Annotated in this window: 12 protein-coding genes; 5 read left to right on the forward strand and 7 right to left on the reverse strand. The window is 73.4% G+C overall.

Annotated features, from left to right (window positions below):
- Positions 1–5: 5 nt before the first annotated feature.
- A complete protein-coding gene (locus CP978_RS26685; protein WP_043449570.1) occupies positions 6–794 on the reverse strand; it encodes a hypothetical protein in 789 nt (262 codons plus the stop codon).
- Between the two features lie 164 nt (positions 795–958).
- Entirely contained in the window at positions 959–2,674 is a 1,716-nt protein-coding gene (locus CP978_RS26690) for a PucR family transcriptional regulator (protein WP_043444956.1), read from the reverse strand.
- 424 nt (positions 2,675–3,098) lie between these two features.
- Between CP978_RS26690 and CP978_RS26695 the strand changes: the two genes are divergently transcribed.
- On the forward strand, positions 3,099–4,199 hold the full coding sequence (locus CP978_RS26695; RefSeq protein ID WP_079162329.1) for a PucR family transcriptional regulator: 1,101 nt from the start codon (positions 3,099–3,101) through the stop codon (positions 4,197–4,199).
- A 132-nt stretch (positions 4,200–4,331) separates the two neighbouring features.
- Positions 4,332–5,414: a protein kinase family protein gene (locus CP978_RS26700; protein WP_043449575.1), complete on the forward strand. Its 1,083-nt coding sequence runs from the start codon at positions 4,332–4,334 to the stop codon at positions 5,412–5,414.
- A 172-nt stretch (positions 5,415–5,586) separates the two neighbouring features.
- On the opposite strand, the gene CP978_RS26705 is transcribed toward CP978_RS26700, so the two are convergent.
- Both CP978_RS26705 and CP978_RS26710 read right to left on the reverse strand, forming a co-directional pair.
- Complete coding sequence (locus CP978_RS26705; protein WP_043444958.1) at positions 5,587–6,831, reverse strand: cation:proton antiporter; 1,245 nt, start codon at positions 6,829–6,831, stop codon at positions 5,587–5,589.
- A gap of 2 nt (positions 6,832–6,833) precedes the next feature.
- On the reverse strand, positions 6,834–7,304 hold the full coding sequence (locus CP978_RS26710) for a cation:proton antiporter regulatory subunit (protein ID WP_043444960.1): 471 nt from the start codon (positions 7,302–7,304) through the stop codon (positions 6,834–6,836).
- Positions 7,305–7,534: 230 nt separating this feature from the next.
- Between CP978_RS26710 and CP978_RS26715 the strand changes: the two genes are divergently transcribed.
- The 3 genes from CP978_RS26715 (at position 7,535) to CP978_RS26725 (ending at position 10,345) form a co-directional block, all read left to right on the forward strand.
- Positions 7,535–7,978 carry a hypothetical protein gene (locus CP978_RS26715; RefSeq protein WP_043444962.1) on the forward strand — a complete coding sequence of 148 codons (444 nt, stop codon included), beginning with the start codon at positions 7,535–7,537 and terminating at the stop codon, positions 7,976–7,978.
- A 197-nt stretch (positions 7,979–8,175) separates the two neighbouring features.
- Positions 8,176–8,685 (forward strand): hypothetical protein, encoded by a 510-nt coding sequence (locus tag CP978_RS26720; RefSeq protein ID WP_043444964.1) that lies wholly within the window; start codon positions 8,176–8,178, stop codon positions 8,683–8,685.
- A 145-nt stretch (positions 8,686–8,830) separates the two neighbouring features.
- Positions 8,831–10,345, forward strand: a complete 1,515-nt coding sequence (locus CP978_RS26725) for an SPFH domain-containing protein (RefSeq protein ID WP_043444966.1) — start codon at positions 8,831–8,833, stop codon at positions 10,343–10,345.
- 231 nt (positions 10,346–10,576) lie between these two features.
- Here CP978_RS26725 and CP978_RS35005 read toward each other — a convergent pair whose 3' ends face one another.
- The 3 genes from CP978_RS35005 to CP978_RS26735 all read right to left on the reverse strand — a co-directional run bounded on the left by CP978_RS35005 (position 10,577) and on the right by CP978_RS26735 (position 14,797).
- The gene (locus CP978_RS35005) at positions 10,577–10,726 is read right to left on the reverse strand and encodes a hypothetical protein (protein WP_158508352.1); all 150 of its coding nucleotides are present in this window, start codon (positions 10,724–10,726) and stop codon (positions 10,577–10,579) included.
- 190 nt (positions 10,727–10,916) lie between these two features.
- Entirely contained in the window at positions 10,917–13,736 is a 2,820-nt protein-coding gene (locus CP978_RS26730) for a helix-turn-helix transcriptional regulator (protein ID WP_043444968.1), read from the reverse strand.
- A 224-nt stretch (positions 13,737–13,960) separates the two neighbouring features.
- Positions 13,961–14,797, reverse strand: coding sequence for a helix-turn-helix transcriptional regulator (locus tag CP978_RS26735; RefSeq protein WP_043444970.1), 837 nt, complete (start codon positions 14,795–14,797; stop codon positions 13,961–13,963).
- Between the last annotated feature and the right edge of the window lie 153 nt (positions 14,798–14,950).

Here is a 14,950-nt window from a genome sequence, read left to right on the forward strand (position 1 = left end):
ATCCGCTACTGACCGGTCGGATCCGTCGCCTCTCCCGCCGAGGCCAAGTGCCGCGGCAGCCAGGTCGGGACCCCGCCCAGCAGCCGGAACAGCCGGCCCGCCTCGGCCCGCAGCCGGGAGGCCTCCGGTTCGCTCTCGGTGTCCGCGAGCGAGGCCAGCGCGGGCGCCGTACCGACGAGATAGCCCAGCTCCTCACGGATCCGCAGCGATTCCGCGAACCCGTGCCGCGCCTCGCCCAGCTCACCGTCGCGCAGGGCGAGTCCGGCCAGATGGCGCCAGGTGAAGGAGAGCAGCAGGGTGTCGCCGTGGGTGGCGGCGTTCGCATGGGCGCGTTGGTAGGCGGCGCGGGCCGCCTGCGGGGAGCGGGAGAGATTCTCGGCGAGCAGCCCGCGCCGGAAGTCCAGCAGCGCCCGGTCCGGGGAGTCCGGCGCGATCAGCGCCGCCGCCCGGCCCAGCGCGGCACGCGCCTCGTCCGCCCGGTCCCGTACGCCGTGCAGCGTGGCCGTGTACGCCAGTTGCCCGCGCTCACAGGCCGCGGCGCCCCGCTCCTCGTCGCTGTCGGCCTGCGCCTCCGCCGTGCGCAGGGCGTCCTCGGCCTCCGCCCAGCCCTGCTCCGTGTACAGGCATCGCTCGACGAGCAGCGCGGCCCGCAGCAGCGAGTCCTGCGCCGTCCGCCCGCGGAGCAGGGCCGCCGCGTCGGCCCAGCAGGCGCGTGAGCGTAACCGCCATACCGCGGTCCGGAGTGGATCGTCATCAGCGGTCGTTCCGGTACCAGACATGGCGGTATGCGCCACGTTGCCCTCCCCGAGCACGCCATCGAGCTGTTGAGTGGTGGCGGCATTCCAGCACCGATCGGGGCGCGAGGCCAAGAGGTCGGGTGAAAGAATTCACAAAGTCGTGGGACAGAGGAACGGCGCACGGTCCCTTGCCGTGCGCCGGGTGTGCCACCCCGGTGACCTCAGCTCATCCGCAGCGCCAGGAAGAAATCGAGCTTGTCCTCCAGGCGTGACAGGTCACGGCCCGTCAACTGCTCGATACGCCCTACCCGGTATCGCAGCGTGTTGACGTGCAGATGCAGCCGGGTCGCGCAGCGGGTCCAGGAGCCGTCGGACTCCAGGAAGGCCTCCAGGGTCGGGATCAGCTCGGCGCGGTGCCGTCGGTCGTAGTCGCGCAGCGGGTCCAGGAGACGGGCGGTGAAGGCACGGCGCACATCGTCCGGGACGAACGGCAGCAGCAGCACATGCGAGGCCAGCTCATGATGTCCGGCCGCACAGACCCGGCCGGGCCGCGCGGCGGCGACCCGGCGGGCGTGCCGCGCCTCCTCCAGGGCGCCGCGCAGTCCCTCGGCGGAGTGCACCGCGGCGCTGACGCCCAGGGTCAGCCGCCCGTCGTCGTCCAGGCCGGCGGACAGCGGATCCCGGATGGCCTCCAGAAGGGTGTCGGCGGCGACGCCCGACTCGGTGCCGTCGTGCTCCGAGGAGACCGCGGGGAGCGGGACCAGCGCGATCGCCTCCTCGCCGGTGTGGGCCACCGCCGTCCGGTCGTTCTGCTCCGGGCCGCCCGGGCGGGGCTGCTCCTCGCCCGTGGCGGGGGCGCCGAGGATCTCCTCCAGCAGCGACCGGGCGACCGGGCCGCCCTCGATCTCGCCGCCCTCCCACTCCACCCGGGCGACGACCACCTGCCAGTGCGGGGCCGCGCCGAGGCCGGGCAGCAGTACCGGCGCGGCGACCCGCAGCCGGGCCGTCACCTCGGTGGGGGCGGCCCCCGTCTGCACCAGTTCCAGGACCTCCTGCGCCAGCCGCCGCCGCACCGTGCGGGCCGCGTCCCGCCGGTCCCGTTCGACCGCGATCAGCTGGGTGACGCCGCGCAGCAGATCGAGCCGGCCCTCGGGCCAGTCGCGGCCGTCCGCCTCAACGGCGAGCAGCCAGTCGGAGAGCAGCGTCTCGCGCGGATCGCGCGGGGTGTCGGCCGTCGCACGGTTCTCCCCGGCCGTCCCGGGGCGGTGGCCGCCGCCGTGGACGGGGAAGAGTGTGTACGTCGTTCCGCCGACCGTCGCCCGGTGCGGTCCCCGGCGGTCGGTGCGCGCCGCCGCCAGATGCTCGGCGGCCAGTTCGGCGCGCACCTGCGCCGGGAGTCCCGGGACCGGGCCCGCGATCTGCCGGCCGGTCGGGGAGAGCACCCAGGCGCGCAGGTCCAGGTCCGAGCCGAGCAGATCCAGGACGACGTCCGGTCCGCCGCCGGCCGGGCCCGAGGTCATCATCCGCCGGTGCCGGTCCACCACGGCCGCCAGGTCACCGGCCCGCTCGCCGGACACCTGCCGCACGACATGCTCGGTGACCGTCGCGAACGCCACCGACTCGTCGACGCCGAACAGCGGCAGCCGGTGCCGGGCGCAGGCCAGGGTCAGCTCGTCCGGGACGGCGCGCAGCTCCGCCTCGCCCACCGCGAGCGCGCTGACGCCCGCGTCGGCGAGGATCCGGACGAAGGGCTCGAGGTCGGCGGGGTCGTGCCACCAGGCCAGGCCCGTGAGGACCAGTTCGCCGCCGGAGAGATAGCGGCTGGGGTCCTTGAGGTCCGTGGTCATCACCCCGCGCACCGCGCGGTCCAGCTGGTCCTCGCCGCCGAGCAGGCGCAGCCCCAGCGCGTCGGTGTTCAGCAGTGCGCGCAGCCGCATGTCTCGTCGCCGCCGTTCCCTGTCCGTCCGTCGTCTGTCCCCGTACGGCGGGCCGGGCGGCCGAGCCGGGGGGTGCGGAGGCCGGGCCCGTGCCTCCCCGGCTGTGCACTGAATTTGAGACAGCATGGGGACGACGACCGAGGGCCTCCGTTCATATGAATCTACAAGATGGGGGCCTTGGCCAGCCAATTCCTTCATGCGTTCCGCCCGGGCGCGGAACGCAACCGGACCGTACGGCTGTCCCTCTTACCGGTGGAGACCTCGGGGTGACCTTACACATTGCGTATGCGTCACATACGGGGCCATAAGTACAGCTCGGGGGTGGCGCGTGCGCGGGAACGAGTGGGGGAGAATCGGCCGTGTGGACATGACACCGGACAGATTCCGGCCCTCTGGAGAGCGATATCCGGGCCGGCGCTCGACGATGCCCCTCTCGCCCCCGACGGTCATCGCGTCGAAGAAGGGGGAACGGGGCGAACCCGGCAACGCCGAGGCGTTCCTGGAAGGCTTCGAGCAGATCCTCGAGGACGCCGCCGCCACGGGCCGCCGCCTGACCCGCAACGAGATCGAGTCCCGCCGGGATCTGGGCGCCCGGGCGGCCGAGGCGGGACTCGGGTGGCGCGCCCTGGTGCGGGCGCATCTCGCGGCCGGGCGCACCAGCCGGCCCGCGGGGGCCGACCCGGACGCGGTGCTGGCCGTGGTCGAGCAGGCGGTGGACGCCTTCGCCGACGGATACGAGCGGGCACAGCGGCGGGTCGTCCGCAAGGAGGAGGCCGCCCGGCGCGAGTTCATCGACGATCTGCTCCACCGGCGCGGGGACCCGGGCCATCTCGCCTCGCGCTGCGAGCGGTTCGGGCTGCGGCTGTCCCGCACCCATGCGGTCGCGGTGGCCGAGGGGCCGGAGAAGTACGACGAGTCCGATCCGGTGCCCGGGCAGGTCGCGGGCGAGCTGTTCGCGCGCTTCGAGAACCGCCGCATCCTGTTCACCACCAAGGACGGCCGGATGATCTGCATCGCCGGCGGTCATCAGGACGACGTGCTCAACCACTTCGCCAAGCTCGTCCACACCGTCACCGGGGCGAGCCGGGTCGCGGTCGGACGGTCCAGGCCGGGCGCGGTCGGTATCGGCCACAGCTACGAGGAGGCCCTGAACGCCCTGGACGTGGCCCAGCGCATGGGCCTCGACGAACCCCTGCTCCGCGCCGCGGACATGCTGGTCTTCCCCGTCCTGGCCCGGGACCGGCAAGCGCTGGTGGACCTGGTCCAGCACACCCTGGGACCGCTGGAGACGGCACGCGGCGGGGCACAGCCGCTCCTGGACACCCTCGCCGTGTACTTCGACTCGGGATGTGTGGCCGCCGCGGCCGCCCGGGAGCTTTCCCTCAGCGTGCGCGCGCTCACCTACCGGCTGGCCCGCATCCAGGCCCTGACCGGCAACGACCCCACCGACCCCACCCACCGCTACACCCTCCAGACCGCGGTCATCGGCGCGCGTCTGCTCGAATGGCCGGGCAGGCCCTTGTGAGCGGGTTCACCCGGTGTCGGCCGGTGTTACGGGCGACTTCGCGTGCTTCCTCCTTCGCCAGGCACGGCGGATAGGCTCGACGACGTGCGTGAGAGCACCGAAGCCCTGGTTCCGGCCCCCGAGGAGTCGTCCATGCGCCACCCGGACCCGCGGTATGCCGAACGGCTCGCCACCTATGGGACCGTGGCCACGCACCTGTCCCTGCTGAGCGACCGCCGGCTCGGCGAGGCCGTGGCCGCCGCCGACCCGCTCGGGTCCGGCATCGGCGGCAGGTCGGCGGAGCTGGACATCGACGGCACGCGGGTGTTCGTCAAACGGGTCCCCCTGACGGACACCGAGTCGCGGCCGGAGAACGCGCGATCGACGGCGAACCTCTTCGGACTGCCGATGTTCTACCAGTACGGGGTGGGCTCAGCGGGGTTCGGGGCCTGGCGGGAGCTGGCCGTGCACATCATGGCCACCAACTGGGTCCTCGGGAACGAGTACGAGGGCTTTCCGCTGATGTACCACTGGCGCGTCCTGCCCGACTCCCCTCCCGAAGGGGTCGCCGACGAGTTCGGGGGCATCGACGGGGCGGTCGTGCACTGGGAGGGATCACCGGCCGTGCGTGAGCGGCTGGAGGCCATCGGCCGGTCGTCGTCCAGCCTGGTTCTCTTCCTGGAACACGTCCCGCGGACACTCGCCGACTGGCTGCACGACCACCGGACCGCCGCGCCGGAGGGCGGGGAGAGCTCGCCGTACCCGTGGGTGGAGCAAGCCCTGGCGCGCGGCACCGACTTCATGAGCTCGCACGGACTCGTCCACTTCGACGCCCACTTCGCCAATGTCCTGACCGACGGCCGGCTGCTCTACTTCGCGGACTTCGGGCTCGCCCTGAGCTCCGGCTTCGAACTGTCGGCGAGCGAGGCGGAGTTCCTCTCCGACCACCTCGGGTACGACCGCTGCCACACCGTGAGCCATCTGCTCCGCCACCATCTGCCCGACGGCCTGCGCGGCGGTATGGAACACGAGACGTTCCTGCGCGCGTGGGACGCGGGCCACCGGCCCGACGGCGTCCCACCCGAGATCGCCGCGATCATCGACCGGCATTCCCGGGCCGCCATGATCTTCGGCGAGTTCGCCCGCCGTCTGCGCACCGAGAGCAAGCGGACGCCGTTTCCGGCCGCCGAGATCGAGCGGGCCCGGCGCACCACGGCGATCACGGCGCCCCGTTGAGACGTCGGTGGTCCGGGCGAGGCCGCGAGCGTCCCCGGCCGAGAAGGGCCGCACCTCCGCCGCCCGCCCCGTTTCGGCCGTGCCTCAGGGGTGCGTTCTGAGGCGTGGACGATGTGCTGGGCGGTGGTCCCGGGGCGCCGCGGCGGGGCGACGGCGCCCGGGACCCCCTCGGTCAGCGGTGGCCGACCGTGTCCTGGTCGTCCAGGGCGGCCTGCGGCGCCGTGAGCGCCGCGTCGGGCGTCGCGGTCGCGGGCGCGCCCCACCGGCCGGTCAGGCGACGGGCGATCGGCTCGGTCCAGCGGGCGCTGATCGGGCCGAGAACGACCAGGATCAGCACATAGGCCGTGGCCAGCGGGCCGAGCGCGGGCTCGACCCCGGCGGTGACGGCCAGTCCGGCGATCACGATGGAGAACTCGCCGCGGGCGACCAGGGTTCCACCGGCCCGCCAGCGGCCCCGGACGGAGATCCCGGCGCGGCGGGCCGCCCAGTACCCGGTGACGATCTTCGTCACGGTGGTGACCGCGGCCAGGGCCAGGGCGGGCAGCAGGACCGGCGGGATGTCCGTGGGGTCGGTGTGCAGGCCGAAGAAGACGAAGAACACCGCGGCGAACAGATCCCGCAGGGGCGACAGCAGGTTGTGCGCGCCCTCGGCGACCTCACCGGACAGCGCGATACCGACCAGGAACGCCCCGACGGCGGCGGACACCTGGAGCTGCTGGGCGATACCGGCGACCAGCAGGGTCAGGCCCAGCACCACCAGCAGCAGCTTCTCGGGGTCGTCGTGGGAGACGAAGCGGGAGATGTGACGGCCGAAGCGCACGGCCAGCAGCAGCACCAGCCCGGCCACCCCGAGGGCGATGCCCAGGGTGACACTGCCCGCCGCGATGCCGGTCCCGGCGAGCAGCGCGGTGAGGATCGGCAGATACACCGCCATGGACAGGTCCTCGAGGACCAGGATGCTCAGGATGACCGGTGTCTCCCGGTTGCCGAGCCGGCCCAGTTCGCCCAGCACTTTGGCGATCACGCCCGAGGACGAGATCCAGGTGACCCCGGCCAGGGCGATGGCGGCGACCGGGCCCCAGCCGAGCAGCAGTGCCGCGGCGGCTCCGGGCAGCGCGTTGAGCGCCCCGTCCACGAGGCCGGCCGGGTACTGGGTCTTGAGGTTGGAGACCAGATCGCTGGCCGTGTACTCCAGGCCGAGCATGAGCAGCAGCAGGATCACGCCGATCTCGGCGCCGGTCGCCACGAACTCCTCGCTGGTGTCCAGCGGCAGCAGCCCGCCTTTGCCGAAGGCCAGGCCGGCCAGCAGATACAGGGGGATCGGTGAGAAGCCCATCCGTCCGGCGAGGCGCCCCAGCAGCCCCAGGCTGAGGAGGATCCCGCCGAACTCGATCAGGAAGACCGCGGTCGAATGCACGGTCACTCCCGCCCGAGGATCACGGCGGCGGCCTCGACGCCCTCGCGTGTGCCGATGACGATCAGGATGTCCCCGCCGGCGAGCCGGAAGGCCGGGCCGGGGGAGGGGGTCGCCTCGGCCAGGCGCAGCACCGCCACGATCGAGACACCGGTCTCGGTGCGCATCCGGGTGTCGCCCAGCAGCCGTCCGTTCCAGTGTGATGTGGCCGACAGTTCTATGCGTTCCGCGACCAGCCCCAGCTCGGTCGTCGACAACAGGTTCGGGCTGCGGTGCGACGGCATCAGCGCGTCGATGAGCGTGTCCGCCTCTCCCGAGGTCAGCCGCACCGACAGGGCGCAGGCGTCCGGATCGTCGTCCCGGTAGGCGCTCAGCGTCCGTGAACCGTCCCGGTGCGCCACGACCGACAGACGGCGCTGCTCCCGGGTGGTCAGGTCGTACCGCACCCCGATGCCCGGCAACGGCGTACTGCTCATACGTGAAGCCCCCACTTGTCTCTCTCCCGACTTCGGCTTCGTTTTGACTGTTTCTTTGGGAAACATTGATGCCACCCTAACGGCGGACCCGGATTCCGCCGATGGATTCCGGTGTCGAAGAGCAGCAGAAGACCAGTGGAACGATCCGTGCCCGGGGTCCCGGCGACCCCGCGGCCGCCGTGACGTCGCGCGCCCGGTCGGCGCCGGCAGGACCGGAAGGAAGCGTCAGCATGATCGAGTGGGTGTCCCTGGGCGTCGAGGCCCGGCCCGTGCCCCAACCCGTCGCCACCCCCTTGGTGTGGGCCGGGGCCTTCGGGGGCGGGCTGGCGCTGGTGGCGCTCCTCAACGCCGTGGCCGGCCCGGGCCGACCGCTGCTCGCCCTGATCGCGCTGTCCGTGCTGGCGGCCGTCCTGAGCGGATGCGCGCGCTTCACCGCCGCCCCCGGCACCGCGGTGCTGTGCTGGCTGTTCCTCAACGGCTTCGCGATCCCGCCCGAGGGCACCCTCACCTGGGCCGTACGCCGCGACGGCTGGTGGCTGGCCTGTCTGCTCGGCGCCGCCCTCATCGGCACCGCACTGGCCCGCCTGGTGACCGCCCATGCCGCCTACCGCCGGCTGACCACCGTGATCGGCACCGCGATACCGGGGGCGGAGGACCTGCCGCCCGAACGGTGACGGGACGGATGGGGAGGGGCGGGTGTCCGGGGGATGTCGGGCGGGTGTCCGCCGGGTCCCGATGCCGGTCCCTGGGCGGAGGACGGCATCAAAAGCGTGTGAAGATTGCCGGGACACGGCAGTGAAACGGGCTCTTGTCGTATGTGAGGATTCGGCCAAGCCGGAGATCAGCGGCAGGGGAGAGGGGGACGGTGCACATGGCCTGGTTTCTCGGACTCGGCATCACGGGGGTTGTACTGCTCACCCTGTCGCTGGTCTTCGACGGAGTACTGGACGGCGCGTTCGGGGGAGCGCTGGACGGCGTCCTGGACGGGTGGCTGTCGATGCCGGTCATCGCCGGATTCGTGTCGATGACCGGTTTCGGCGGGGCCATCGCCCTGGGTGTCACGGACATCGGTCCCGCGGCGGCCACGGGGGTGGGCGTGCTGGCGGGACTGGCGGCGGCCTGGCTGACGTATCGTTTCAGCCGCGCCCTGATGCGCGACCAGACGGCGAGCACACCCAACGGGGGTGATCTCGTGGGCACCTCGGGCAAGGTGGTGACCGCGATCCCCACCGGGGGCTTCGGTGAGGTGCTGCTCCAACTGGGGGGTCAGCCGGTGAAGTTCGCCGCGCGCAGTACCGTACCGGTGGCCCGCGGCACCGAGGTGTGGGTGGAGGCGTCGCCGAGTTCGACGTCCGTCGTGGTCCGTCCCGTGGAACGCTGAGCGGGCGGCCGTGCGGACCTCGCCCTCGGCCGTCGGCTCCCGGGGCCTCGGCCCCTCGTGTGTGCCGTGCGCCGTCCCGGGCCCGTCGTCCGGTATGTCATTTCCTATGGATTTTCATCCTCCCATGTGATTCGGGGGTACTGTCATGAGTCCTGTCATCATTGCGGTGGTGGGAGTCGTCGTTCTCCTCGTGCTGATCGCGCTGGTCGTGATCACTCGCTACAAGGTGGCGGGGCCGAGTGAGGCGTTCATCATCACGGGTCGGCGGGGCAAGAAGGCCACCGATCCGCAGACCGGTCAGGTCTTCACCGACAACAGCGGTCAGAAGGTCGTCGTCGGCGGCGGTGTGTTCGTCGTCCCGTTCGTCCAGCAGAAGTTCAGTCTCGACCTGTCCTCGCGGCACATCCCCGTCGCGGTGCGCGGCGCGGTCACCCTGCGGGGTGTGAAGGTCAACCTGGACGGTGTCGCGATCGTCAAGGTCGGCGGCACCGAGGACGCCATCCGCGCCGCGGCCCAGCGGTTCCTGATGCAGCAGGACGGCATCGTCGGCTTCACCCAGGAAGTGCTCTCCGGCGCGCTGCGGGCGATCGTGGGCCGGATGTCGGTCGAGGACATCATCCGGGACCGTGCGGCGTTCGCCGGCCAGGTGGCCGAGGAGGCGGAGGCGAGCCTGTCGGGGCAGGGCCTGGCCCTGGACGCCTTCCAGATCCAGGACATCACCACCGAGGGCTCCTACCTGGAGGACCTCGGCCGGCCCGAGGCGGCCCGCGCCAAGCAGGAGGCGGACATCGCCGAGGCCGTGGCCCGCCGCGCCGCGGAGCAGGCCCGGCTGAAGGCCGAGGAGGAGATAGCGGTCGCGCAGCGGACCTTCTACCTCAAGCAGGCCGAGATCAAGGCAGAGACCGACGAGGCCTCCGCCCGTGCCGCCGCAGCCGGCCCGCTGGCCGAGGCGGCCCGCCAGCAGGACATCCTGATCGAGCAGGAGAAGGTCGCCGAGCGGCAGGCCGCACTGACCGACCGTCAGCTCGACACCCAGGTCCGCAAGCCGGCCGACGCCCAGCGGTACGCCGCCGAGCAGGAGGCCGAGGCCAAGCGGGTGGCCCGCGTCAAGCAGGCCGAGGCCGAGCGGCTGGCCGCGATCGCCGCCGCCCAGGGTGAGGCCGAGCGGGCCCGCCTGACCGGTGAGGGCGAGAAGCAGCGCCGCAGCGCGCTGGCCGAGGCCGAGGCCATCGAGGGTCTCAAGCAGGGTGAGGCCGAGCGGGCCCGGCGTGGCGCGATCGCGGAGGCGGTCCGGCTGGAGGGCGAGGCCGAGGCGGCGGCCATCGGCGCCAAGGGTGCGGCCGAGGCCGAGGCCATGGAGAAGAAGGCCGACGCGTACGAGCGCTACGGCGACGCGGCGGTGCTGCAGATGGTCGTGGGGGCGCTGCCGGAGATCGTCGCCAAGGCCTCCGAGCCGCTCAGCGCGGTGGAGAAGATGACCGTGATCTCCACGGACGGTGCCGGCCGCATCCCGCGGGCGGTCGCCGACAACGTGGCCCAGGGCATCGAACTCCTCGGCTCCACCACGGGAGTCGACCTCGCCGAGCTGCTGAAGGGGATGTCCCGCCGGACCGGCACCGCGCCCGCCGCGGTGAACGGAAGGACCGAGATCACCGACTGATCGGTACGCGCAACGGGACGCCCGGACCGGGGTGTCGCGGACGGGGCGACTCGTCCGTGACACCGCGGGGCCGGGCGTCCGCCGTTCGTACGGGACCGGGAAGGTGACGTCGCCAGGACGGTGACCCGGCGGGCCGCGGAGGCCGGGACGGGACGGGAGAAGATGGTGAGGGAGCGTTGCGGGCCGCTCGTGGAGGCCCGCAACGCCCCCTGGTCTGTGCCTGAGCGGTGCTCAGGAGGCGGCGAGGACGCCGGGCCCGTCCATGACGGCCGTCCGGAACGGGAGAGCGACCGGCCGGGCCGCGGCGAAGGTGCCACGGAGGTGCGGCGGTGCGGCCGTGCAGGCGGCGACGGTCGCTCTGGCGCGGTCGGGCGCGAACATGAGTCTCCTCACGGGCCGCCGGTGGGGGCCGCCGGGGTGGGGGGTACCCGGGCGAGCGGCATGCCCTCACGCTAGAAGCCGGAGGGTTCCCCTCCCAATGAGGGAACCCCCTAAGGGAACCGGGCAGGGAAAACCCTCGGTCCCCGCGCACGGCACGGCCTGACGGTTCATCAGCGCTCCGTGGCTGCGGCTAGCCCTGCCCCGCCGCCAGGCGGACGATGTCGACCCGGGAGCGGATCCCCAGCTTGCGGTAGACCCGGGTGAGCGTCGCCTCCACCGTCTTCACGCTGATGAACAGGCGTGCCGCGATCTCCCGGTTGGTCGCGCCCTCCATCACCAGCGCGGCGACCTGCCGTTCGGTCGCGGCGAGGCACTCGAGGGTGGCCGTGGTCCGGGCCGGCCGGCCCGGTTCGCCGGCCGCGACCGTCTCCACCCGGCGCAGCCAGGGCATCGCCCGGCAGCGCCGGAAGAGACGGGCCGCCTCGGCGTACGAGACCGGTCCACGACCCTGGGCGCGCACCTCCGCCAGCGCATAGGCCGTACGGGCCTCCTCCAGCCCCTGGCCCAGCCTCGCCAGCCGGTCCCGGGCCGCGGCCAACTGCCGTTCGGCGGCTTCCGTCTCCCCGCGCCCGGCTCGGACCAGGGCCTCCGCCCGGTCCAGCACCGCGAGCACGCCGGACCGTTCGAGCCGGCGCGCCCGGGTCCGCGCGGCGTCGACGAGCGCCTGAGCCTCGGCGGGCTCCCCGATGCGCACCAGCGCCTCGGCGAGATCGCCGTGCCAGCGTCCCCTGGCCGGATCGGTGACCCCGAGCCCCTCCTCCAACTCCCCTACCCGGCGCAGCGAACGCACCGCCCCCTCCGTGTCCCCCGCGACCAGCTGGGCGTGGCCCAGTGCGGCCAGGGCCCGCGACAGATAGATCGCATCGCCGTTCCGCTCGGTGCGTGCCACCGCCTCGCGGGCCAGTGCCAGAGCCCGGTCCACCTCGCCGCCTGCGGCCTCCGCGAACGAGGCGAGCATCGCGCTCGGGGCCTCGCCGATGCCGGTGTCCCGGGACAGCCGCAGACTCTCCCGCGCGAGATCCAGAGCTCGTCCGCAGTGTCCGGCCCGCAGCTCCGTCTCGGCCAGCCCGCGCAGGAAGTGCACCTCGGCCTCGACCGTCCCGCGCCGCCGGGCCTCGCGCAGCAGCGCGCTGACCGCGGTGCGAGCCTCGGCCAGCTGGTCGCTCATGATCAGCCAGCGGAACCGCACGGCACCGGGGCCGTTGTGGTCGCAGGCCACCCGGGGGTCCTGCGGCTCCTGCTGGGCGCGTGCGATGGTCGTGGGCGCGTCCGGATGCCCCATCAGCGTCTCGGCGTGGGCCTGGAAGGCCAGGGCCAGCAGCTCGTTGCGCCGGTCACCGGCCCGGGCCGCCAGCTCCGCGGCGAGCGCGCCCTCGTCCCGGGCCTGTCCGAAGTCCCCCTCCACCAGCACGGCCCGCCAGCCGAGCAGATAGTGCACCAGGGTGAGCAACCGGGGGTCGTCGCCCGCGTCCACCAGCGCCTGCGGGAACGCCGCGTCCACCTCGGCCATCGCATGCCCGGCGGAGTTGATCACCACCATCCACGCCCGTACCCGGTCCGCCGGATCGGTGGCACGGTCCAGCACATCGTGGGCGATGTCCCGGGCGAGGTCGGTCTCCCCGGCGGTCAGCGCGTCCTCGGCCGCCTGGAGCCGCCGTGCCTCGGGACCCGGCAGCACGTCCGCGGGCGTACGGCGGGCCGCGAGCAGCCCGAGCCCCGCGGCCACCGAGGGGGCGCCCCGGTCCCGGGCGGCGGCAGCGGCCTCACCCAGACGTGCGGCCACCCGGGGGTCGGTCCCGGTGGTCGCCAGCGCCAGATGCCGGGCCCGCTCGATCGGATCGGAGGCCGCCGTCGACAGCGCGGCATGGGCGTCGCGCCGCTCCTGCGCACCGGCCTGCGCATACAGCGCGGCCGATATCAGCGGATGAGCGAACCGCACGCCCGGCGCGTCCTGTTCGGTCACCAGCAGCCCCAGGGCGGCGGCCTGCGCGGTCTCCGCCTCCGCGTTCTCCCGGCCCGCCGCGCGCAGCAGCGCCAGGGTGGGCCGGGCCCCCGCGCTGGCCACCAGCAGGGTGCGGCGCGCCTGTGCCGAGAGAGCTTCCAGCCGGTTGAGCACCAGGGCGCGCAGCGAGGTCGGCACGGGCAGCGGCTCACCCGGGCGCGGCGGTGTCGGGCTCTCGACGAGGGCACGGCCGAGTTCCAGCGCGAACAGCGGGTTGCCGCCGCTGGTGCGATGGATGTCCCGGACGATGGAGCGGGGCAGCCCGGAGTAGCCGCGGTGGCTCAGGAGCTGGGCGGTCTGGGGGCGGGAGAGCGGGTCGACTCTGAGCGTGAGGGTGCCCGGCGGGGCCGTGTCCAGCTGGCCGTGGTGCTCCCGGCCCTGCGGCTCGCTGTGGGTACGGACCGCGCACAGCAGCTGCACCGGGGTGCCGCCCAGACGCCGTGCCGCGAAGCCGAGGAGTTCGGTGCTGGCCGGGTCCAGCCACTGCAGATCGTCGGCGACGATCAGCACCGGACCGCGGGCGGCGAGCGCGCGCAGCGTGGACAGCACCGCGAGCCGCAGCGCCAGACCGTCCCGTTGCAGTGTGGACTCGCCGCGGCCGGTGAGAGCGGACTCCAGGGCGGTGCGCTGCGGGGCGGGCAGCTGTGCGGCGACCTCGTCCATGACGAGACCGAGTAGATCGGCGAGGGCGAGGAAGGGGAGGTGGGATTCGGACTCGGTCGCCGAGCAGCGCAGCACGGTGTGCACCTCGCGGCCGCGTTTTTCGGCCAGCGCGCGCAGCACCGTCGACTTCCCGATCCCGGCCGGGCCGTGCACCAGCACGCTCCCCCCGGCGGCGAGCTGCTCCCGCGCCCCCGCCACCAGGTCCTCCCGGCCGATGAGCAGGTTCTCCCGGCCGATGACCAGGTCGGGGCGGGGCCTCACAGGCTCCCGGAAATCCCGTCGCACGGTGACCGCTCCCCTTCGTGTGTCGTTCGCTGGCCCATGCTAAGCAAGAGACGTCTGAATTCGGCCAGCAGCAGCGGTGAGGCAGACAACAGCGGGGCTGTACAGAGGAATTCAACGACGTGAACGAGGTGAGAACCCGTGGTCGACGGGCGGTGCGCAGCAGCGGTGCCACACGGCCGCGCGGGCGGGTGGGCCGAGGGCGGTCCCGCGGCCTTCGGTCCGGCTCACGGCAGAACCCCCGCCCGTCGTGCCGCCACGACCGCCTCCCAGCGGGTGTGCGCACCCAACTTCCGCATGGCCGACCGTAGATACGCCTTCACGGTCTCCGGGCGCAGCCCCAGCAGCTCCGCGGTGGCCGCATTGGTCGAGCCTCCCGCCACACACGACAGGACGTCCACCTCCCGCGGGGCGAGGTGCGCCGCCCGCGCCGACCGGACCGGGGCGCCCGCGCCCGCCAACCGTCCGCAGACCGCGAGGAGTTCGGTCCGCAGCACGGGGTCCTCGACCCGCTGTGCCAGGGACCGCAGCGCACCATGGGCGTCACGGACCCGCTCCCAGGCCGCGCCGGCGGGAGCCTCGGGTTCCCGTACCGCCCCCAGCAGGGCGCGCGCCTCCTCCCGGGCGACCAGGGACTGTTCCACGTCCCGCGCCGCCGCCACGGCCGCGTTCAGCACCCGGTCGCCCAGCGGCTGTGCCGTCCGCAGGGCGCCGTACAGCACACCGCGCACCCGGCGCCGTACGACGACCGGGACCGCGAGCACCGACTTGAGGCCCTCCGTCGCCACCGCCACGTCGTACTCGTGGCTGATCTGCCGGGACGCCGAGTAGTCCGTCACCGCGCACGGCCGGGACAGTGCGACCACCTTGCCGCCCAGACCGTTGCCGGAGACCACGGCGAGCGAGCTGAGCGCCGTCGTCGCGTTGCCGTTGAGCTCGCTGATCCGCATCTGCCGCCGCCCGTTCTCCACGAGCCCGCCGAAGGCGACCGGCAGCCCCGTGGCCCGCCGCAGCCGCACCAGCGCGCCGCGCACCTGCACCGCCTCGGCTGCGTCGGCCGCCATCCGCTCACCCCTTCGTCGCGGCTACCCCCGTTCGGGGGTGGTGAGACCTCTATCACGGATTACACGATGCTAGTGCCGCGTCAGGCAACGTCCGCCCCGCCGGGCGAACGCCGCCTGCCGCGGGCGTGGGCGGCTGTCCGGCGATGAGGAGAA

It is taken from the genome of Streptomyces nodosus, from assembly GCF_008704995.1.
GTDB classification, from domain to species: Bacteria; Actinomycetota; Actinomycetes; order Streptomycetales; family Streptomycetaceae; genus Streptomyces; species Streptomyces nodosus.